The 17,798-nt window shown below is 72.3% G+C and carries 16 protein-coding genes and 1 pseudogene; 4 read left to right on the forward strand and 13 right to left on the reverse strand.

What is annotated here, in order from left to right; translation table 11 throughout:
- Positions 1-6: 6 nt before the first annotated feature.
- The 3 genes from AC1QRC_RS07560 to deoC are packed head-to-tail and all read right to left on the reverse strand — an operon-like array spanning position 7 to position 3,368.
- Positions 7-900, reverse strand: coding sequence for an aldehyde dehydrogenase family protein (locus tag AC1QRC_RS07560; protein ID WP_484206164.1), 894 nt, complete (start codon positions 898-900; stop codon positions 7-9).
- Complete coding sequence (locus AC1QRC_RS07565; RefSeq protein WP_484206165.1) at positions 897-2,345, reverse strand: aldehyde dehydrogenase family protein; 1,449 nt, start codon at positions 2,343-2,345, stop codon at positions 897-899. The genes AC1QRC_RS07560 and AC1QRC_RS07565 overlap by 4 nt, the downstream gene beginning before the upstream one ends.
- A gap of 27 nt (positions 2,346-2,372) precedes the next feature.
- Complete coding sequence (deoC, locus tag AC1QRC_RS07570; RefSeq protein WP_484206166.1) at positions 2,373-3,368, reverse strand: deoxyribose-phosphate aldolase; 996 nt, start codon at positions 3,366-3,368, stop codon at positions 2,373-2,375.
- 33 nt (positions 3,369-3,401) lie between these two features.
- Here deoC and AC1QRC_RS07575 point away from each other — a divergent pair, with 33 nt between their 5' ends.
- Together AC1QRC_RS07575 and AC1QRC_RS07580 are read left to right on the forward strand one after the other, a co-directional pair.
- Positions 3,402-3,752 (forward strand): cupin domain-containing protein, encoded by a 351-nt coding sequence (locus AC1QRC_RS07575; protein ID WP_484206167.1) that lies wholly within the window; start codon positions 3,402-3,404, stop codon positions 3,750-3,752.
- Positions 3,742-4,890, forward strand: coding sequence for an adenosine deaminase (locus AC1QRC_RS07580; protein WP_484206168.1), 1,149 nt, complete (start codon positions 3,742-3,744; stop codon positions 4,888-4,890). Before AC1QRC_RS07575 ends, AC1QRC_RS07580 begins: the two co-directional genes overlap by 11 nt.
- A gap of 21 nt (positions 4,891-4,911) precedes the next feature.
- Here the strand turns inward: AC1QRC_RS07580 and AC1QRC_RS07585 are convergent, their stop codons facing one another.
- Together AC1QRC_RS07585 and AC1QRC_RS07590 are read right to left on the reverse strand one after the other, a co-directional pair.
- On the reverse strand, positions 4,912-6,153 hold the full coding sequence (locus AC1QRC_RS07585; protein ID WP_484206169.1) for a threonine/serine exporter family protein: 1,242 nt from the start codon (positions 6,151-6,153) through the stop codon (positions 4,912-4,914).
- Complete coding sequence (locus AC1QRC_RS07590) at positions 6,150-6,965, reverse strand: RDD family protein (RefSeq protein ID WP_484206170.1); 816 nt, start codon at positions 6,963-6,965, stop codon at positions 6,150-6,152. The genes AC1QRC_RS07585 and AC1QRC_RS07590 overlap by 4 nt, the downstream gene beginning before the upstream one ends.
- Positions 6,966-7,015: 50 nt before the next feature.
- On the opposite strand from AC1QRC_RS07590, the gene AC1QRC_RS07595 reads away from it, so the two are divergent.
- Complete coding sequence (locus AC1QRC_RS07595; protein WP_484206171.1) at positions 7,016-8,011, forward strand: stage II sporulation protein M; 996 nt, start codon at positions 7,016-7,018, stop codon at positions 8,009-8,011.
- A gap of 58 nt (positions 8,012-8,069) precedes the next feature.
- On the opposite strand, the gene AC1QRC_RS07600 is transcribed toward AC1QRC_RS07595, so the two are convergent.
- The 7 genes and pseudogenes from AC1QRC_RS07600 to AC1QRC_RS07630 all read right to left on the reverse strand — a co-directional run bounded on the left by AC1QRC_RS07600 (position 8,070) and on the right by AC1QRC_RS07630 (position 15,350).
- On the reverse strand, positions 8,070-9,194 hold the full coding sequence (locus tag AC1QRC_RS07600) for an ATP-binding protein (RefSeq protein ID WP_484206172.1): 1,125 nt from the start codon (positions 9,192-9,194) through the stop codon (positions 8,070-8,072).
- Positions 9,195-9,333: 139 nt separating this feature from the next.
- Complete coding sequence (locus AC1QRC_RS07605) at positions 9,334-10,629, reverse strand: DUF58 domain-containing protein (RefSeq protein ID WP_484206173.1); 1,296 nt, start codon at positions 10,627-10,629, stop codon at positions 9,334-9,336.
- Positions 10,630-10,638: 9 nt separating this feature from the next.
- Positions 10,639-11,626, reverse strand: a pseudogene (locus tag AC1QRC_RS07610) (AAA family ATPase).
- The gene (locus AC1QRC_RS07615) at positions 11,626-12,795 is read right to left on the reverse strand and encodes a DUF4350 domain-containing protein (protein WP_484206174.1); all 1,170 of its coding nucleotides are present in this window, start codon (positions 12,793-12,795) and stop codon (positions 11,626-11,628) included. Before AC1QRC_RS07615 ends, AC1QRC_RS07610 begins: the two are co-directional and overlap by 1 nt.
- On the reverse strand, positions 12,792-13,418 hold the full coding sequence (locus AC1QRC_RS07620) for a DUF4129 domain-containing protein (RefSeq protein ID WP_484206175.1): 627 nt from the start codon (positions 13,416-13,418) through the stop codon (positions 12,792-12,794). The genes AC1QRC_RS07615 and AC1QRC_RS07620 overlap by 4 nt, the downstream gene beginning before the upstream one ends.
- 1 nt (position 13,419) lies before the next feature.
- Entirely contained in the window at positions 13,420-14,706 is a 1,287-nt protein-coding gene (locus tag AC1QRC_RS07625; protein WP_484206176.1) for a DUF7847 domain-containing protein, read from the reverse strand.
- A gap of 14 nt (positions 14,707-14,720) precedes the next feature.
- A complete protein-coding gene (locus AC1QRC_RS07630; protein ID WP_484206177.1) occupies positions 14,721-15,350 on the reverse strand; it encodes a uridine kinase family protein in 630 nt (209 codons plus the stop codon).
- A gap of 39 nt (positions 15,351-15,389) precedes the next feature.
- Here AC1QRC_RS07630 and AC1QRC_RS07635 point away from each other — a divergent pair, with 39 nt between their 5' ends.
- Positions 15,390-16,004 carry a hypothetical protein gene (locus AC1QRC_RS07635; protein WP_484206178.1) on the forward strand — a complete coding sequence of 205 codons (615 nt, stop codon included), beginning with the start codon at positions 15,390-15,392 and terminating at the stop codon, positions 16,002-16,004.
- Positions 16,005-16,070: 66 nt separating this feature from the next.
- On the opposite strand, the gene AC1QRC_RS07640 is transcribed toward AC1QRC_RS07635, so the two are convergent.
- Entirely contained in the window at positions 16,071-17,792 is a 1,722-nt protein-coding gene (locus AC1QRC_RS07640) for a phospho-sugar mutase (protein WP_484206179.1), read from the reverse strand.
- Positions 17,793-17,798: the final 6 nt, after the last annotated feature.

Here is a 17,798-nt window from a genome sequence, read left to right on the forward strand (position 1 = left end):
TGGTGGTCAGCGCCCCTTCGGGTGCCAGACGGTCTTGGTCTCCAGGAAGGCCTCGAGCCGGTGCAGGTCCGGCACGGGGGCGAAGTCAGGCTCGACCGCGGTGACCCCGGTGCCGGCCGGGCGCAGCACCCGCTTGAGGTTCTCCGCGGCAGCCTCCTCCAGGTCGCCCCAGGACAGGCCCTCCACCCCGGCGGCACCGGTGAGGTCGATCGCGTTGACGTCGCGGTGCGAGGCGAGCCAGGGGGCCACCTCGGCGGTGTGCCCGGTGATCAGGTTGACCACGCCCCCGGGGACGTCCGACGTGGCCAGCGCCTCGGCCAGGGTGATCGCCGGGACCGGGCGGTCCTGCGAGGCCAGCACGACCGCGGTGTTGCCCGAGACCACGACCGGCGCGACCACCGACACCAGGCCGAGCAGCGAGGACTGCTGCGGGGCCAGCACGGCCACGACACCGGTGGGCTCGGGCGCCGAGATGTTGAAGAACGGCCCGGCGACCGGGTTCAACCCGCCCAGGACCTGGGCGTACTTGTCGGACCACCCCGCATACCAGACCCACCGGTCAATGGCGGCGGAGACGTTGGCCTCGGCCTTGGCCGCGGTGAGCCCCTCCGCGGCCTGCACCTCGGCGACGAACTGGGCACGGCGGGACTCCATCACCTCGGCGACGCGGTAGAGCACCTGCCCACGGTTGTATGCCGTGGCGCCAGACCAGCCGGACAGGGCACCGCGGGCGGCCTTCACCGCATCGCGGGCGTCCTTGCGGGACCCCTGGGCGGCGTTGGCCAGGAACGCGGGGGAGCGCCCCGTCGAGAACACCTCGTAGCTGCGCCCGGACTCGCTGCGGGGGAACTTACCCCCGATGTAGAGCTTGTAGGTCTTGCGCACATCCACCCGGCTCACGCGTCGGCTCCCGTCTTGACGTAGGCGGCCAGGCCGTGGCGCCCGCCCTCCCGGCCGTACCCCGACTCCTTGTAGCCGCCGAACGGGCTGGTCGGGTCGAACTTGTTGAACGTGTTGGCCCACACCACGCCCGCCTTGAGCTGGTCGGCCATCCACAGGATCCGGGACCCCTTCTCGGTCCAGATCCCGGCGGACAACCCGTAGGGGGTGTTGTTGGCCTTGGCGACCGCCTCCTGCGGGGTGCGGAAGGTGAGCACGGACAGGACCGGGCCGAAGATCTCCTCCTGGGCGATCCGGTTGGTCTGGCTGACACCGGTGAACACCGTGGGCCGGAACCAGAAGCCGTGGGCCGGCAGCTCGCAGTCGGGCGACCAGCGGGTGGCGCCCTCCTCCTCGCCGACCTGGACCAGGGCGTTGATCCGGTCCAGCTGCTCACGGGAGTTGATGGCTCCCACGTCGGTGTTCTTGTCCAGGGGGTCACCGACCCGCAGGGTCTCCAGCCGCCGCTTGAGCTTGCGCTCGAACTCTGCGGCGACCGACTCCTGGACCAGCAGCCGCGAGCCCGCGCAGCACACGTGGCCCTGGTTGAAGAAGATGCCGTTGACCACACCCTCCACGGCCTGGTCGACGGGGGCGTCGTCGAAGACGATGTTGGCCGCCTTGCCGCCCAGCTCCAGCGTCGCCTTCTTCCGGGTCCCGGCCACGGCGCGGGCGATGGCCTTGCCGACGGCGGTCGAGCCGGTGAACGCCACCTTGTCGATGCCCTCGTGCTCCACCAGCGCCCGGCCCGTGTCACCGGCGCCGGTCACGATGTTGACCACGCCGGGCGGCAACTCGGCCTGCTGGCAGACCTCGGCGAACAGCAACGCGGTCAGCGGTGTGGTCTCGGCCGGCTTGAGGACCACCGTGTTGCCGGTGGCCAGGGCCGGGGCGATCTTCCAGGCCAGCATGAGCAGCGGGAAGTTCCACGGGATGACCTGCCCGACCACGCCGTGGGGCCGGGGGTCCCCGCCCAGCGAGGCGAACTCCAGCTTGTCGGCCCACCCGGCGTGGTAGAAGAAATGCGCCGCCGCGATCGGGACGTCGACGTCGCGCGACTCCTTGATCGGCTTGCCGTTGTCCAGCGTCTCCAGCACTGCGAACTCCCGGGCCCGCTCCTGCAGGATGCGCGCGATCCGGAAGAGGTACTTGCCGCGGTCGGCGCCGCTCATCCGGGACCACACCCTGCTGTATGCGGAACGGGCGGCCCGGACGGCGCTGTCGACGTCGGCGGCGCTCGCCTCGGTCACCTCGGCCAGCACCTCCTCGGTGGCTGGGCTGATCGACTTGAAGGTGGAGCCACCGTCGGAGTCGACGAACTCGCCGTTGATGAAGAGCCCGTAGGAGCTCTGGAGGTCGACGACGGCCCGGGACTCGGGCGCCGGTGCGTACTCGAACGTTGCCATCTGCGTGGGTCCTCGGCTCTTCTGCCTCTAGTAGAGGCTGGGGGTGTCGTCGGCGATGTAGTCGGCCCCGGAGTAGGCACCGGTCCGCATCCGCTGGCGCTGCAGCAGCAGGTCGTTGAGCAGGCTGGAGGCGCCGAAGCGGAACCAGTGCGGGTCCAGCCAGGCCGCACCGGCGATCTCGTTGACGGCCACCAGGAACTTGATCGCGTCCTTGCTGGTCCGGATGCCCCCGGCCGGCTTCACCCCGACCTGGTCGCCCGTCAGCTCGCGCCAGTCGCGCACCGCCTCGAGCATGATCAGGGTGACCGGCAGGGTGGCCGCCGGCTGGACCTTCCCGGTGGAGGTCTTGATGAAGTCGCCGCCGGCCAGCATCGACAGGTACGACGCCCGCCGGACGTTGTCGTAGGTGACCAGTTCGCCGGTCTCCATGATGACCTTGAGCCGGGCGTCACCGCAGGCCTGCTTCACCTGCACGATCTGGTCGAACACGGTCAGGTAGTCCCCGGACAGGAACGCACCCCGGTCGATCACCATGTCGATCTCGTCGGCCCCGGCCGCCACCGCGTCGGCCGTGTCGGCCAGCTTGACGGGGACGCTGGCGCGGCCGCTCGGGAAGGCGGTCGCCACGGCCGCGACCTGCACGCCGCTGCTGCCCAGGGCTGCCTTCGCGGTGGCGACCATGTCGCCGTAGACGCAGACCGCTGCCGGCCGCGGCGTGGTCAGGTCGCTGGGGTCGGGGGTCAGTGCCTTGGTGCACAGGCCGCGGACCCGGCCGGCGGTGTCGGCGCCCTCCAGGGTGGTCAGGTCGATCATCGAGATCGCCGTGTCGATCGCCCAGGCCTTGGACGAGGTCTTGATGGAGCGGGTGCCCAACGAGGCTGCTCGGGCCTCGGCACCCACTTCGTCGACGCCGGGCAGGCCGTGCAGCCAGGAGGACAACGCGCTGTTGGTCAGGCGGGAGACCCCCAGGACGTCGCGGGCGCGGGCGCTGACGTCGGTGTCCGCTGCGGTGTCGGTGCTCACCTGCCGGAGTCTATCCGGCCGTAGACTCCGCGTATGCCCCTGCGACTCGAACCCGTCCGCATCCCCGTCCCCGGTGGCAAGGTGATCGAGGAGCTGGCCGGAAGGGCCAGCACCGAGCACCCCAACTACTCGGTGGCCCACATGGTGGCGCCCGCCGGCTGGGAGGAACCGGCCCAGCGTCCGGACTTCGACGAGGTCACCTACGTGATCGCCGGGGAACTGCTCGTCGAGCACGACGCCGGCACGGAGACGGTGACCGCCGGGCAGTCCATCCTGTCCCGGGCGGGGGAGCGGGTGCGCTACTCCACGGGCGAGGAGGGCGCGGAGTACCTCGCGGTGTGCGTGCCCGCCTTCAGCGAGGAGGGGGTGCGCCGTGACGGCTGAGACGGCGGCGGGCGTGCCGCTCACCGAGGGCTTCATCAGGGCGCTACCCAAGGCGCTGCTGCACGAGCACCTGGACGGGGGAGTGCGCCCGCAGACCATCATCGAGCTGGCCGACGAGGTCGGCTACGACGAGTTGCCCGCGACCGAGGAGGCGGCCCTCGCGGACTGGTTCGCCGAGTCCGCGGACTCCGGGTCGCTGGAGCGGTACCTCGAGACCTTCGCGCAAGTGCTCGCCGTGATGCAGACCCCGCAGGCCCTGACCCGGGTGGCGCGCGAGTCGGTCCTGGACCTGGCCGCCGACGGGGTGGTCTACGCCGAGCTGCGCTACGCCCCCGAGCAGCACCTCGAGGGTGGCCTGGACCTGGACGAGGTGGTGCTCGCGGTGGACCGCGGTGTCCGGGAGGGCATGGAGGAGATGGCAGGCCAGGGCCGGCCGATCGTGGCCCGCACCCTGCTCACCGCGATGCGTCACGCCGCCCGGTCCCGGGAGATCGCCGAGCTGACCGTGCGACACCTCGAGCACGGCGTCGCCGGCTTCGACATCGCCGGCGCCGAGGCGGGGTTCCCGCCCAGCCGGCACCTGGACGCCTTCGAGTTCCTGCGCCGGGAGAACGCCCACTTCACCATCCACGCCGGTGAGGCGTTCGGCCTGCCCAGCATCTGGGAGGCCATCCAGTGGTGCGGCGCCGAGCGGCTCGGGCACGGGGTGCGACTGGTGGACGACCTCACCCTCGACGGGGTGCCGGTGACCGAGATCGACACCCCGTATGCCGAGTGGACCGACGACATGCTGGCGGCGGTCCGCCTGGGTGCCCTCGCGGCATACGTGCGGGACCGCCGCATCCCGTTGGAGATGTGCCCGTCCAGCAACCTGCAGACCGGCGCCGCGCCGACCATCGCCGCCCACCCGATCACCCTGCTGGACCGGCTCCGGTTCCGGGTCACGCTGAACACCGACAACCGGTTGATGAGCCGCACCTCGATGAGCCGGGAGATGGGGCTGCTGGTCGACCAGGCGGGGTGGGAGCTCGGGCACCTGCGCCGCGTCACGGTCAATGCGATGAAGTCGGCGTTCCTGCCCTTCGACGAACGGTTGGCGATCATCGAGGACGTGGTCAAGCCCGCCTACGACGGCTGACGGTCCGGGCAGCCGCGTGGCCTAGTCGGGACGGACCTTGCCCCGGAGTGCGTCGCCGAGCGCGGACCCGACGAGCAACCCGAGCGCGATCGCTGCCATCAGGCCCAGCACCCCCATGACGACCTCCACGGCCGACCCGGGGTCCACCACCAACTGGCTCACGCCGACCAGTCCCAGACTGCCGGGGACCAACAGCCAGAAGGCGGGGAGGAAGAGCACCAGCCGGGCGAGGTTGGGGCGCCCCAGCTCGACCAGCGTCGCGCCGACACTGGCGGCGACCGCGCCCAGGAACCCGCCCAGCGCGAGGCCGCCGAGGTGCTGGCCCAGGACCTGGGCCCCGTAGGCCAGCAACAGCACGACGAGCACCCACGGGATCTCCCGGGCCGCCACGCCCTCCATCAGGCAGATCCCGACGGCGATCAGCACCAGCCCCACGGCCGGGCCCCACCACCCCAGGTCGTCGACCCGTTCGTTGGCCAGGCTGGTGGCCGGCAGGCCCAGCAGGTACATGGCCGCGAGGATGCCCAGGCAGAACAGGCCGAGCTGGACGACACCGTGCACCAGCCGGGCGGAGCCGGCCTGCATCTGCCCCGCGGCCAGCTCCGACATCCCGGTGACGATCAGTGCGCCCGGGAGCAGTGGGGCGATGGGCGGCAGGATGGTGCGCAGCGCCCCGTCCAACAGTCCCGCCTCAGCCACCGATAGCACGAGCAGCGCCACCACCAGGGCGGCCAGGGTCGGCAGCAGCGTCGCGACCAGGCGGTGGCGACGGGCCAGTCGCATCAGGCCGTCCACGGCCAGGGCCGCCAACGCCACGGCGAGCAGGTTGGGCCACCCCGGCTGGAGCAGGCCGGCAATACCCACCGCGACCAGCACCAGGGCCGGCGTGGAGGTCCAGGACGGGTAGCGGGTCCGCAGCCTGCGCAGGGCCTCCAGCTGAGCCATCGCCTGGCGGCCGGTGATCTGCTTGTGGTGCAGTTGGTGCCGGATCCGCCGGACCTGGGACGCCTGCTCCAGCCGCAGCGGGGAGGTCACCTTCTCGAACGTTGCCGGCTGCCCGGTGCCCAGGGCCACGGTCAGGCTCGTCGGACCCGCGCCGACCTGGGCGTCGGGGTGACCCAGACGCGCCGCCAGGGCCCCGAGCTCACCCTCGATCTCGTGGGTCGGCTGCCCCGTGGCGATCATCGCCGTGCCGAGCTCGGCGAGGAGGGTCCGGGTGGCCTCCTCGCTGCTGCCCCGGGTGGTCCCGTCCGGGTCCTTCATCGCGCCAGCGGGTCGGGGCCCAGCACCCGGGCGCGGAGGCGGTCGTGCTGGTCCAGGCGGATCATGTCGCGCCGTCGGCGCTCGGCCATGACGGCCGACATGACCGCCTCCGGGTGAGCACCCTGCGGCGGTGGGGGAGAGACGTGACGCAACAGGTCGGCATACAGGGCCCTGCCGGTGGCCTCGCGGGCCTGTGGCAGCAGGTCCGCGCTGCGGGAGAGGAACTGGCGCACCGCGACGGCGAGGCCGTCGGGGACCACCCCGATGTCGGCGCCCTGTGCCCAGCCGACGAGCAGGTCGGGCATCGGCGGCGGTGGGGGCAGCTGCAGCCGCGCCCGGTCGCGCACCACGTAGGTGCCGGCGAGCAGGTCGCCCAGCCGCTTGGCCTTGTCGTTGGTGGCGGCGGTGAGGACCGCGACGCTGCCCAGGGTCAGCCAGATCTCGACCCAGGCCGTGAGCCCGCGGATCAGCGCGTGGCGGAATCCGATCGGTCCGGTGTCGTCGCGCACCGTGCGCAGGCCGAGGGCCAACTTGCCGACCGTGCGCCCCTGGGTCACGGTCTCCAGGGTGACCGGGATCGCGACGAAGGCGCCGACCACGATAAGGATGACGAGGGCCTGAACCAGGGCGAAGTCGCTGCCGACCAGTTGCCACGGGGCGAGCCACACCGCCAGTGCCAGGAGGGCGAAGACGATGAGGATGTCGAGGGTGCCCGAGGCCATCCGCAGCGGCAGGGTGGCAGGGGGCAGGTCGATCTCGACGGCCTCGGACGTGACGAAACCGTCGCGCTCGAAGATGCCCCGGGTAGCCATGGTGCGGTCAGCGTACCGAGCGGCACAGGCCCGGCGCCTATCCTGAGGGCGTGGACCTCGACGCACTGGTGTCGCGCAGACAGGGTGGGTGGCAGCGGCTGGCCGACCTGTCCCGGCAGCGACGCCTCGACGGCCAGGAAGCCGACGAGCTCCTCGACGGCTACCAGCGGGCCGCGACCGACCTGTCGACGGTGCGTTCCACCGCCCCCGACCCGGGTCTGGTGACGTACCTGTCGACGGTGCTCGCCGGTGCCCGCCAGAAGTCGGCGGGCACTCGGACGGTGTCCTGGGCGGGCGTCGGCCGCTTCTTCGTCGAGGACTTCCCGGCCGCGCTCTACCGGATGCGGTGGTGGTGGGGGTTGACGGCGATCCTGAGCGTGCTCGTCGGGTTCGTCCTGGGGGCGTGGCTCTACCACAACCCCGTCGTGGAGAACTCGCTGCTGAGCCCCGCCGAGGTGCAGCAGCTGGTCGACGTGCAGTTCGAGTCCTACTACTCCGAGCACGCCGCCAGTAGCTTCGCCACCCAGGTGTGGGTGAACAACGCCTGGGTCGCGGCCCAATGCATCGCCCTGGGGGTGCTCGGCCTCCCAGTGCTCTACGTGCTCTGGCAGAACATCGCCAACGTGGCCATCATCGGCTCGCTGATGCACCAGCACGGGAGGGCGGACGTCTTCTGGGGGCTGATCACACCGCACGGGCTGCTGGAGCTGACCGCGGTCTTCGTCGCCGCCGGCGTGGGGCTGCGCCTGTTCTGGGCCTGGGTCGACCCGGGCCCGCAGACCCGGCTCGCCTCGCTGGGCAGGGAGGGTCGCACGGCGGCCGGGGTCTCGCTCGGGCTGGTGGTCGTGCTGCTCGTCTCCGGCCTCATCGAGGCCTTCGTGACCCCGTCACCGCTGCCGACCTGGGCGCGCGTCGGGATCGGCGTGCTGGCGCTGCTGCTGTTCCTGGCCTACGTGTTCACGCTGGGCCGCGCGGCGGTGCGCCGCGGCGTGACCGGAGACGTGGACGAGTCGCTGACGGCGGCCTCGGCCCCGACCGCAGGCTGAGCCACCGTCCTCTCCTGGCACGTGGCTACGCGCGAATGCGCCCCGCTTGTGCCAGCACTCACGTGAAGGTGGCTCCGGCGACATGTTCACGGAGGTAGTCGCGCAGATAGGGCAGAGTGAAGGTGACCGCTCCCCGCGTGGTCGGAGTGATGACGCCGGCGGCAATGAGGCGTAGACGATACTGGCTCGCATAATTGGTGTCGACGCCGAGCCTGGTGCGAATGTCGCTCATCTTGGAGGGGCCATCGTCCATGGCCATGGCCGCGAGAAAGCTGCGGTCGATCGTGGACAGATCGGCGAGTGCGGGCTCGTGGACGAGGCGGCCGACTCTTCTCACTGCGTTATCGACACCCTGTGCGGCGTGCTGTTGGGTGATCTCGGGTGCGTCGCGATCCACGTTCCACATTTGGCGACCGACGAGCTGAATGAGAAAGGGGTAGCCGCGGGTGCCCGTGACCGCGGTGGCAAGGGCGTCGGCGGTGATGGTACGACCAGATTGCGTGATGGGTTCTTCGAGAGCACGGCGAACGTCCTGGTGACGCACTGGGCCAAGCTCGAGACGTTCGGCGCGACGGAGAAAGGTCATAGCCCGGTCGTGCAGGGTGTCCATGACGGCGCTGGGTAGGCCTGCTGCGACGAATGCGACCTGGCGGCCCTCCCGGAAAGCGTGCTGTACGGCCTGGGTGATGATCCGAAGGTCGTCGAGCGCGTCACGGTGTACCTCGTCGAGGCTGAGCAGGACTCCCTCGTGCGACGACGCGAGCGCTTCGGTGAGATCTTGCAGTTGGGAGCGGAACGTTGGTGCCTGCGGGTAACGATCGATTTTCTCGCGTGTCACGCTACCGCCGAATCCCGCCGCCGAGACCCCACCGCCGGTGATGCGGTGCTCGACGGCACCTTCGCGGTCCTGCAGCTGCCGGGGGAGCGTATGTGCCGTGAGGTCGGCTGCAACACCCTTGCGCGCGGTCTCGGAGATCACAAGCCAGCCCCGTTGGGTCGCGGCGTCCTCGATCGCATTGAGGGTCACGGTCTTTCCCGCCCCCCGGGCGCCTGTGATCAGGGTCGCCCTGCCCGGACTGCCGATCCCATCATCGAGTGCGTCCAAGACGGTCGCGATCTCGTCGTCGCGGCCGACGAGAAGCGGTGGTGTCACGCCGAACGTTGGGGTGAAGGGGTTGCCCACGGCCACGCTCCTTTAGTTTCTTTTAGAGAGTTTAGACTATTTAGACTTCTCTAGTTGGGTTCGGCCGTCGCCAACTGTCGGGTCTGCATGTCGGGGTCGCTGAACCGGGCTTTCAACGGCTGCCGGACGCGGCCCGGCCTCACAGCAACCCCTGCGCCTTGAGTGCCAGGTAGTGGTCGGCCAGGGCCGGTGGCAGCGCCTCCGGGTCGGCGTCCAGGACGTGCACCCCCATCCGCCCCAGCGCCTCCGCGGTGCGGTGGCGCAGCGAGATGGTCCGCTCGGCCGCGGCCGCGTCGTAGACGTGGCGCAGGTCGGACAGGTCCGTCTGCATCCGGCCTAGCTCCGGGTCGGCGACCGACGCGACGACGACCCGGTGGTGTGCGGTGAGGGCTGGCAGCACGGGGATCAGGCCCTCCTCCACCGCGGCCGGCTCCAGCGCCGTGAGGAGCACCACCAGTGCCCTGCGGCGGGTGAGCGCGGTGACCCGTCCGGCCAGCATGGTCCAGTCGGCCTCGACCAGGACCGGCTCGATCGGCGCCATCGCGGTGACCAGCTGGTGCAGCAGGGCGGTGCGGTCGGTGTTGGGCGTGACCCGGCCGCGGACCTGGCGGTCCCCGGCGATCAGGTCGATCCGGTCCCCGGCCCGGGACGCCAGCGCGGCCAGCAGGAGCGCAGCATCCATGGCGGCATCCAGCCGCGGTTGGTCATCGATCCGTGCGGCGCTGGTGCGTGAGGTGTCCAGCACCAGGATGACGCGCCGGTCCCGCTCGGGTTGCCAGGTGCGCACCACCACGTGCTGGCGCCGGGCGGTGGCGCGCCAGTCGATGGACCGCACGTCGTCGCCCTCGACGTAGTCGCGCAGCGAGTCGAACTCGGTGCCCTGGCCGCGGGTGCGGACGGCCGAGCGCCCGTCGATCTGGCGCAGCTGGGCCAGTCGGCTGGGCAGGTGCTTGCGGGAGTGGAAGGGCGGGAGCGCGCGGACCGACCCCGGCACCCGCACGGACCGTTGCCGGGCGGCGATCCCCAGCGGTCCCGTGAGCCGGATCGTGACGGTGTCGGAGCGCCGGTCGCCGCGCCGGGTGGGACGCAGGTCGGTGGTGAAGCGGCGACGTTCGCCCCCGGGGATGTCGACCGTATGCCGTGCGCCGGTCGCTCCCGCGGACGGCACCCAGGCGTCGCGCAGCCGCCCCCGGATCCGGCGCCGCAGCGGGTTGGTCACGAGCAGCGTCGTGGCGGCCGGCTCACCGAGCCGGACCTGGGTGTCCTCGGAGCGTGCCAGGCCCAGAGCTGCCGGCTTCGGGGCCAGGAGCAGGTCGGCGACGACGACCACCAGGCAGACGAGCAGCCACCAGCGCACGGTGGTCATGGTGGGCCACTGTGCCACCGGGACGAGCCCGAGCAGCACCAGGGCCACGGCCCGCCAGGTGAGCGCCATCTCCTCGCCTCAGCGGGGGACCGGGACGGAGTTCAGGGCGCTGTCCAGCACGGAGGTGACCGAGACCCCCTCCAACTCGGCCTCCGGGCGCAGCGCCAGGCGGTGCGCGAGGGTGCCGTGGGCCAGGGACTTCACGTCGTCGGGCGTGACGAAGCCGCGGCCGTTGAGCCAGGCCCAGGCCCGGCTGGTGCTCAGCAGCGCGGTGGCCCCCCGCGGGCTGACGCCGAGTTGCAGCGACGGGGACTGGCGGGTGGCCCGGGCGATGTCGACGATGTAGCCGGCGACCTCGGGAGCGACCTGCACGCTGCGCAGCGCGGCGGCCCCGGCCGCGAGGTCCGCCGGGCCGGCGACCGGGTGGACCCCCGCCGCGGCCAGATCGCGGGGGCTGAAACCTCCGGCGTGCCGGCGCAGCACCTCCAACTCGTCCTGTCGGGGCGGCACGGGCAGCACCACCTTCAGGAGGAACCGGTCCAGCTGGGCCTCCGGCAGCGGGTAGGTCCCCTCGTACTCGACCGGGTTCTGTGTTGCGGCGACCAGGAACGGGTCGGGCAGCGGTCGGGGCGAGCCGTCGACGGTGACCTGCCGCTCCTCCATCGCCTCCAGCAGCGATGACTGGGTCTTCGGGGGAGTGCGGTTGATCTCGTCGGCCAGCAGGAGGTTGGTGAAGACCGGCCCCGGGCGGAACTCGAAGTCGCTGGTGCGCGAGTCGTAGACCAGGGAGCCCGGTGACGTCACCGGGCATCAGGTCGGGCGTGAACTGCACGCGCTTGGTGTCCACGTCCAGGGCGGTCGCCAGGGTGCGGACCAGCAGTGTCTTGGCCACCCCGGGGACCCCCTCGAGGAGGATGTGGCCCCGCGCCAACAGGGCCACGATCATGCCCGAGACGGCCGCGTCCTGGCCGACGACGGCCTTGGCCACCTCGGCGCGCACCCGGTGCAGGGCCTCCCGCGCCTGCTCGGGGCTGCGTTGCCCGTGCTCCTCCTGCGGCGTTGTCATCAGCCGATCATCCCTTCCTCGAGGGACCGCGCCTCACGGGCGATCCGGACCAGTGTCTCGTCATCGGGCGCGTGCGGGTCGGCGAGCACCCGCCGCACCTCGTCGGTATGCCGTCCGGTCGCCCGGGCGGTGTGCTCCACCACCGTCTCCGGCGGGGCGGTCGCCGGCAGGCTCAACCGGGCTGCGAGCCGGCGGCGGCTGGCCAGCTGCAGGGAGGCCAGGGCCCGCTCGCGGTCCCCCGCCCGCTGGTACATCCGGCTGCGGCTCTGCGTGGTCTCCACGGACCGGACCACGGCCGGCAGGGGCTCGGTGACCACCCTGCCGAGCCGACGCCCGCGCCACACCATGGTGGCGACGAGCCCGACGAGCAGCAACGCCACCGAGGGTGCCACCAGGTCGGGGAGCAGGTCCTCCACGGACTGGGCGGTGGCGCTCTCGCCGGCGTCCGCGGGGCCGGGGACGTACCACACGAGGCGTTCCCCGGACCCCAGCAACCGCAACCCCGCTGCCGCGTGGGCCTCGTCCCGGACGTGTTCGTTGGTCAACGCGCTGGCGATCCCGGCCAGCACCACGCGGGGTCTGCCGGTGTCGGCGTCCAGCTCCACGACATACCCGGACATCGCGCCACCGGCGTTGAAGCCGGGGCTGGGTGGGAAGCAGGCGCGCGCGCGGTCCCGCTCGGCGGTGACCTCGATCAGCACGTCGCCGCGGGCCAGCTGGTCACCGTCGCGCCAGGTGGCGGCGGTGCCCTCGCACAGGGCCTCCGCGGTGTTGGACAGGGGCCGCCACGTGGCCTGGACCGGCAGGCCGAGGACGTCCCCGGCGTTGGGAGCGGGGTTCAGGACCACGACCGAGTCGGCCTGCCCGACGTGGCCCATCAGGTCCTCCCCGGCGTCCTCGCCGAGCAGTGACGTGCCCGACACGAGCACCGTGGTGCCGGGCCCGACGTCCTGGGACAGCAGCGAGGGCAGCCCCCGGGCGATGGTCACCTCCACCCCCTCGCGCTCCAGCACCCGGGCGAGGGCCTGCATACCCCCGTCCTCGGGGTTCTCCGGGTCCCACGGCACCTGGTTGCTGCCCCGCATCCCGCCCAGGACGGCGGCGGTGAGGGCCACCACGAGGACCACCCCCACCCACAGCGCGAGGCGACGGGTGCGTGCGGCCGTCACCCGATCCCCACCCGCTCGGGACGGGTGCCGGCCAGCTCGCGGTCCAGCTCACGGACCTGCTCGGCCTGCTGCTGGTCGGCGTGCTGGTCGCCGTAGCAGACTGCATCGAACCGGTCTGCGGCCCAGGCGATCCGGTCGCCGAGGCGGGGGAAGGGGACGCGCAGTCCCAGGGCGATCTCGTGGGCGGTGGTGCCGGGTTGCTCGTCCAGCAGGGTGCGCTCCTCGGCGTCCGCGGCGATCGCCCGGTAGGAGTCGAGCAGCACCAGGTCCCAGTTCCCGCTGGTGGCGGCCGAGGCCGCCCGGTCGCGGTAGTCCCGGGCACTCAGCCCCTCCTCGACCAGGACGGCGCGGTCGCCGGGTTCGCGCAGCCGGGAGCTGCGGCGACTGCCGCGGACGGCGAACACGATGGCCGCAACGACCACGGCCAGCACGGCGCCGAGCAGCAGGGTGGACAGCGCGTTGGAGCCGGGCAGCAGGGTGATCAGCGAGTCGATCTGCTCCAGGAGCCAGTTCAGCGCCTTCCGGACGAAGGACTCCGGCCGGTTGTAGTCCGACAGGCTGAGCTCACGGGAGAGCAGCTCCCGGGCCTCGTCCCGGTCCGGGTCGAGGGAGGAGGCGGTCACGTCATGCCCCGCGTGCGGCCGCGCGCTCCTGGGCGGCCTTGACCATGCCGACGTCCAACCCCTCGCGGCGGATCCGCTGGTCCAGGTAGAGCAGGGCGGTGACGCCGGCGGTGAACGGGGTGACGATCGCGTTGACCAGGAGGGAGACGACGTGGTCGAGGATGACCTGGCCGTAGTACAGGCTCGTCTCGCTGCCCGTGCCCAGGCTGAGGACCGAGCCCAGCCCGAAGACGAGGACCGTGGACACGGCGATCGAGAACATCGTGCCGAGGATCCCCGCCAGCAGGGTGATGCCCAGGACCCGCCAGGCCTGGCCGCCGGTGGTCAGCGCCCAGGAGCGTCGCAACCCGGTGAGGGGGCCGGACTTCTCCAGCACGACGGCGGCGGAGGCGAGAGACAGGCGGGCGTACAGCCAGAGGAAGAGGGGCACGCTGCCGACGAGCAGCAGCGCGAGCAGGATGCCGCCGGCCACGCCGAGGACCCCCACGAGCAGGACGCCGACGAGGATGATCACGATCATGGCGGTGACCAGGCCGACCGCCACGAGGATCGTGACCATCACCAGGGCGAGGAGCCTGCCGCGCACCGCGCGCCAGGTCTGCGCGATCCCCACCCGGTCGCCGAGGGCCGCCTCGCTGACCACGTAGATCACGAACCCGCTGAGCGCCAGGGTCGCCAGGCTGCTGAGCAGCATCGGGATGAGGCTGGCCAGCGCGATCTGGTCCTCCAGCGCCACGTCGAGCAGCTGCGGCAGGAACGCCGAGATCCCCAGTGACGGGACCAGCATGATGCCCAGCACCAGCAGGGCCATCCCGATGGTGGCCTCGGGGTTGCCCCGCATCGTGCGCAGCGACCCCTCGAACATGTCGCCCATCGTGAGCCGGCGCAGGGGGATGACCCCCGGCTTGTTCAGCCGCATCAGCTGCTCGGGCGGCAACTCGTGCCACTGACCGCTGCCCGGGGCGCCGTACTGCCCCGGTTGGGCGTAGTGCGGGGGTGGTTGCGAGCCGTACGGCGGCGGGGGTGGTTGCTGGCCGTAGTGCGGCGGGGGCTGCTGGCCGTACTGGGGTGGAGGTTGCTGCTGGCCGTAGTGCGGCGGGGGCTGCTGGCCGTACTGGGGTGGAGGTTGCTGCTGGCCGTAGTACGGCGGGGGCTGCTGGCCGTACTGCGGGATGGGACGCGTGCCACCCTGGGGAATCGGCTGGGTGCCGGGGGCGTCGTGGCGGTCCGGATCCTCTCCCTCCCCGGGCGCCGTCCAACCGCGCGGCTCCTCCGGCGGTTGCCCCATTGCGTTGCCCTCCCTCAGGACTGTGGCACGGTCAGCAGGCGCCGGCCCAGGGCCTCTGCCTCGCGCGCCGTCATCGGCTCGGCACCGAGTGCCTGCTGTGCCTCGACGATACCCGGTTCGGCACGCCGCAGGGTCAGCCCCCGCCGCACCAGTGTGAGGGGAGGTTTGCGGCGCTCTGCCAGGTCCCGCACCAGACGGCGGGCGAACGTCTTCCACGGCCGCCCACGCACGCACCAGGCGGCGGCCAGCAGGCCGCGCTCCCGCAGCGGCTCGATCGCGTGCGCCGCGAAGATCCCCTCGGCGACGACCACGGGGTGTCCCTGCGTGTCCAGCACCCGCCGACCGGACACGCGGGAGGCCGCGATGTCATAGACCGGGGCCTCGACCCGGCCCTCCCGGCACAGCGTCTCCAGGGCGGCGAGGGCGTCGTCCAGGCACCAGGAGCGCACGTCGTCCCAGTCGGGGAGGCCGAGCGGACTCATCGGGAGGGCGGGGTCATCGACCTCACGGTAGAAGTCGTCCAGCGGCACGACCGGCCAGCCGTGCTCGGCGTTCAACCGCCGGGCCAGGCGCGACTTGCCCGCGCCGCTGGGGCCGCAGAGCACGACGACGCGGGCGGGACGGGGACGGTCGGGGGGTGTCACGGGGGATCAGTGTAGGTGGACTCCTAGACTGATCGGACCATGACCGAGCAGCCCCCCTCCGACCCGGCGCGGGACGGATCCGTGCGCACCTTCCGGACCCTGCCCGCCCGCCTCATCGGATGGGTGCTCGTGGTCGTCTGCGTGGGACTGGCCGTGCTGCTGACCAGGGGGGAGCAGGAGCGGCACCTGGATGCCTTGACCCCCATCGCTGTGATGGCCCTGGTCATCGCCGTGGTCTGGGTGGTCCTGCTCCGGCCCTGCGTGCGCCTGGGCCGGACCGGGATCGAGCTGAACAACCTGGTCACGGATGTCGAGGTGCCCTTCGAGAGAGTCGACCGGATCGGCAACCGGTGGGCGCTGGAGGTGGTGGACACCGCCGGCCGCACGCACAGCTCGTGGGCGGTCCCGGCGCGGCGCGACTACGGACTGCGGCGGCCGGTCGACAGCTACGCCGAGGCGACGACGAAGGGCAGGGCGCGGGAGTCGGTGCATGCCGAGCACGTGCGGGGACACGTCGAGCACGCGATCCAACGGTGGCAGATGGAGGGCGGGGTGACCGAGCCCGGCCAGGGCGCCCGGGTCCGATGGGCCTGGTCGGCGCTCGCGCCGCTGCTCGGGACCGTGCTGCTGCTCGTCATGGCCCTGCTGGTCTGACACGACGGTGACGTCACCAGGCTGACGCCACCAGGCTGACGCCACCAGGCTGACGCCGCGGGCGGCTCAGACCCTCGTCCGCTCCTCCAGGTCGGCCCGGACCGCAGCCAGCCTGCGTGCGGCCTCGGTGCGCGCGGCCCCGAGCCCATCGTCGCCACCGGGCGTCCCGGTCTCCACCGGCACGATGGCCTCCAGGTAGACCTTGAGCTTGGGCTCGGTGCCGCTCGGGCGCACGATGGCGCGCGTGTCGTCCGCCAGGTAGTAGCGCAGCCCCTCGGTGGGAGGCAGCTCCGGGGTGCCGACCGCGAGGTCGTCGGCCCGCGTCACGGGCACGCCGCCGAGCTCGGCCGGTGGCGTCGCCCGCAGCCGGTCCAACACGGTGCCGATCAGCGACAGGTCCTCCACCCGCACCGAGAACGCGTCGGTCTGGTGGACCCCGTGCTCCCGCGCCAGGTCGTCCAACACGTCGCGCAGGGTGCGTCCCTCCCGGCGCAGCCCCGCCACCAACTCGGCCACCATGAGCGCGGCGCTGATGCCGTCCTTGTCCGGGACGGTGGCCGGATCGACGCAGTAGCCCAGCGCCTCCTCGTAGCCGAACGCCAGGTCCGGCACGCGGCCGATCCACTTGAACCCGGTCAGGGTCTCCCGGGACGGCAGGCCCGCCGCGTCGGCCATCGCGCCGAGCAGTCGGGAGGACACGATGGACCGGGCCAGCACCCGGCGGTCGGAGTCGGGGTCGATGCGGTGCCGGATCGTGTGCCACCCCAGCAGGGCGCCCACCTCGTCCCCGCGCAGCATGGCCCACCCGTCCGGTCCGTGGGTCGCGACGGCGCACCGGTCCGCGTCCGGGTCGTTGGCCAGCACGACGTCCGGGTGCTCCTGCTCCGCCAGCATGATCGCGGCGTCGATGGCGCCCGGCTCCTCCGGGTTGGGGAAGGTGACGGTGGGGAAGTCGGGGTCCGGTGCCGACTGGGTGAGGACGGTCTTGGGGGCCGGCAGCCCGGCGGCGCGGAAGGCCTCGACGAGGACGGCCGAGCCCACCCCGTGCAGGGCGGTGTGCACGATGGAGACCTCGCGCGGGCCCTCGGGGTCGAGCACGCCCACCGCCGCCTGGACGTAGGCCTCGAGCAGGGTGTCGTCGAGGGTGTCCCACCCCTGGGTCGCCAAGGCCACCGACGATGCGGTGGGCACGGCAGCGATGTGGGCGGCGATGTCGGCGTCGGCCGGGGGCACGATCTGGGACCCGTCGCCCAGGTAGACCTTGTAGCCGTTGTCCTGTGGCGGGTTGTGGCTGGCGGTGACCATGACGCCGGCGTCGGCGCCCAGATGGCCGATGGCGAAGGCCAGCACCGGGGTCGGCAGCGGGCGGGGTAGCACCAGCGCCCGCCCCCCGGCCGCGGTAACGACGGCGGCGGTGTCCCGGGCGAAGACGTCGGAGTTGTAGCGCGCGTCGAAGCCGATCACCACCGTGGGGGTGGGGGACACCCGTTCCTGCAGGTATGCCGTGAGCCCGGCGGCGGCGCGGATCACCACCACCCGGTTCATCCGGTTGGGGCCGGCCCCCAGGGCGCCGCGCAGCCCGGCCGTCCCGAACTGGAGCAGCCCGGCGAACCGGTCGGCCAGGTCCTCGGTGGCGTCGGCCGCATCCGCCTCGTCGCTGCCCCCGACGCGGGAGAGCAGCCGGTGGAGCTCCTCACGGGTCGCCTCGTCCGGGTCGTCGTCCACCCAGGCCCGCGCCCGGGTGACGAGGTCCGCGCGGGCGGCGGGTCCGGCATACGGGTCGGTCATCCTGCC

This window comes from Ornithinicoccus sp. (assembly GCF_057176825.1).

Excerpts from the sequence above, each read along its gene's own strand:
- AC1QRC_RS07565 (WP_484206165.1), bottom strand. The coding sequence starts at position 2,345 with ATGGCAACGTTCGAGTACGCACCGGCGCCCGAGTCCCGGGCCGTCGTC.
- AC1QRC_RS07575 (WP_484206167.1), top strand. The coding sequence starts at position 3,402 with ATGCCCCTGCGACTCGAACCCGTCCGCATCCCCGTCCCCGGTGGCAAG.
- AC1QRC_RS07585 (WP_484206169.1), bottom strand. The coding sequence starts at position 6,153 with ATGAAGGACCCGGACGGGACCACCCGGGGCAGCAGCGAGGAGGCCACC.
- AC1QRC_RS07590 (WP_484206170.1), bottom strand. The coding sequence starts at position 6,965 with ATGGCTACCCGGGGCATCTTCGAGCGCGACGGTTTCGTCACGTCCGAG.
- AC1QRC_RS07605 (WP_484206173.1), bottom strand. The coding sequence starts at position 10,629 with ATGGCGCTCACCTGGCGGGCCGTGGCCCTGGTGCTGCTCGGGCTCGTC.
- AC1QRC_RS07625 (WP_484206176.1), bottom strand. The coding sequence starts at position 14,706 with ATGGGGCAACCGCCGGAGGAGCCGCGCGGTTGGACGGCGCCCGGGGAG.
- AC1QRC_RS07635 (WP_484206178.1), top strand. The coding sequence starts at position 15,390 with ATGACCGAGCAGCCCCCCTCCGACCCGGCGCGGGACGGATCCGTGCGC.
- AC1QRC_RS07640 (WP_484206179.1), bottom strand. The coding sequence starts at position 17,792 with ATGACCGACCCGTATGCCGGACCCGCCGCCCGCGCGGACCTCGTCACC.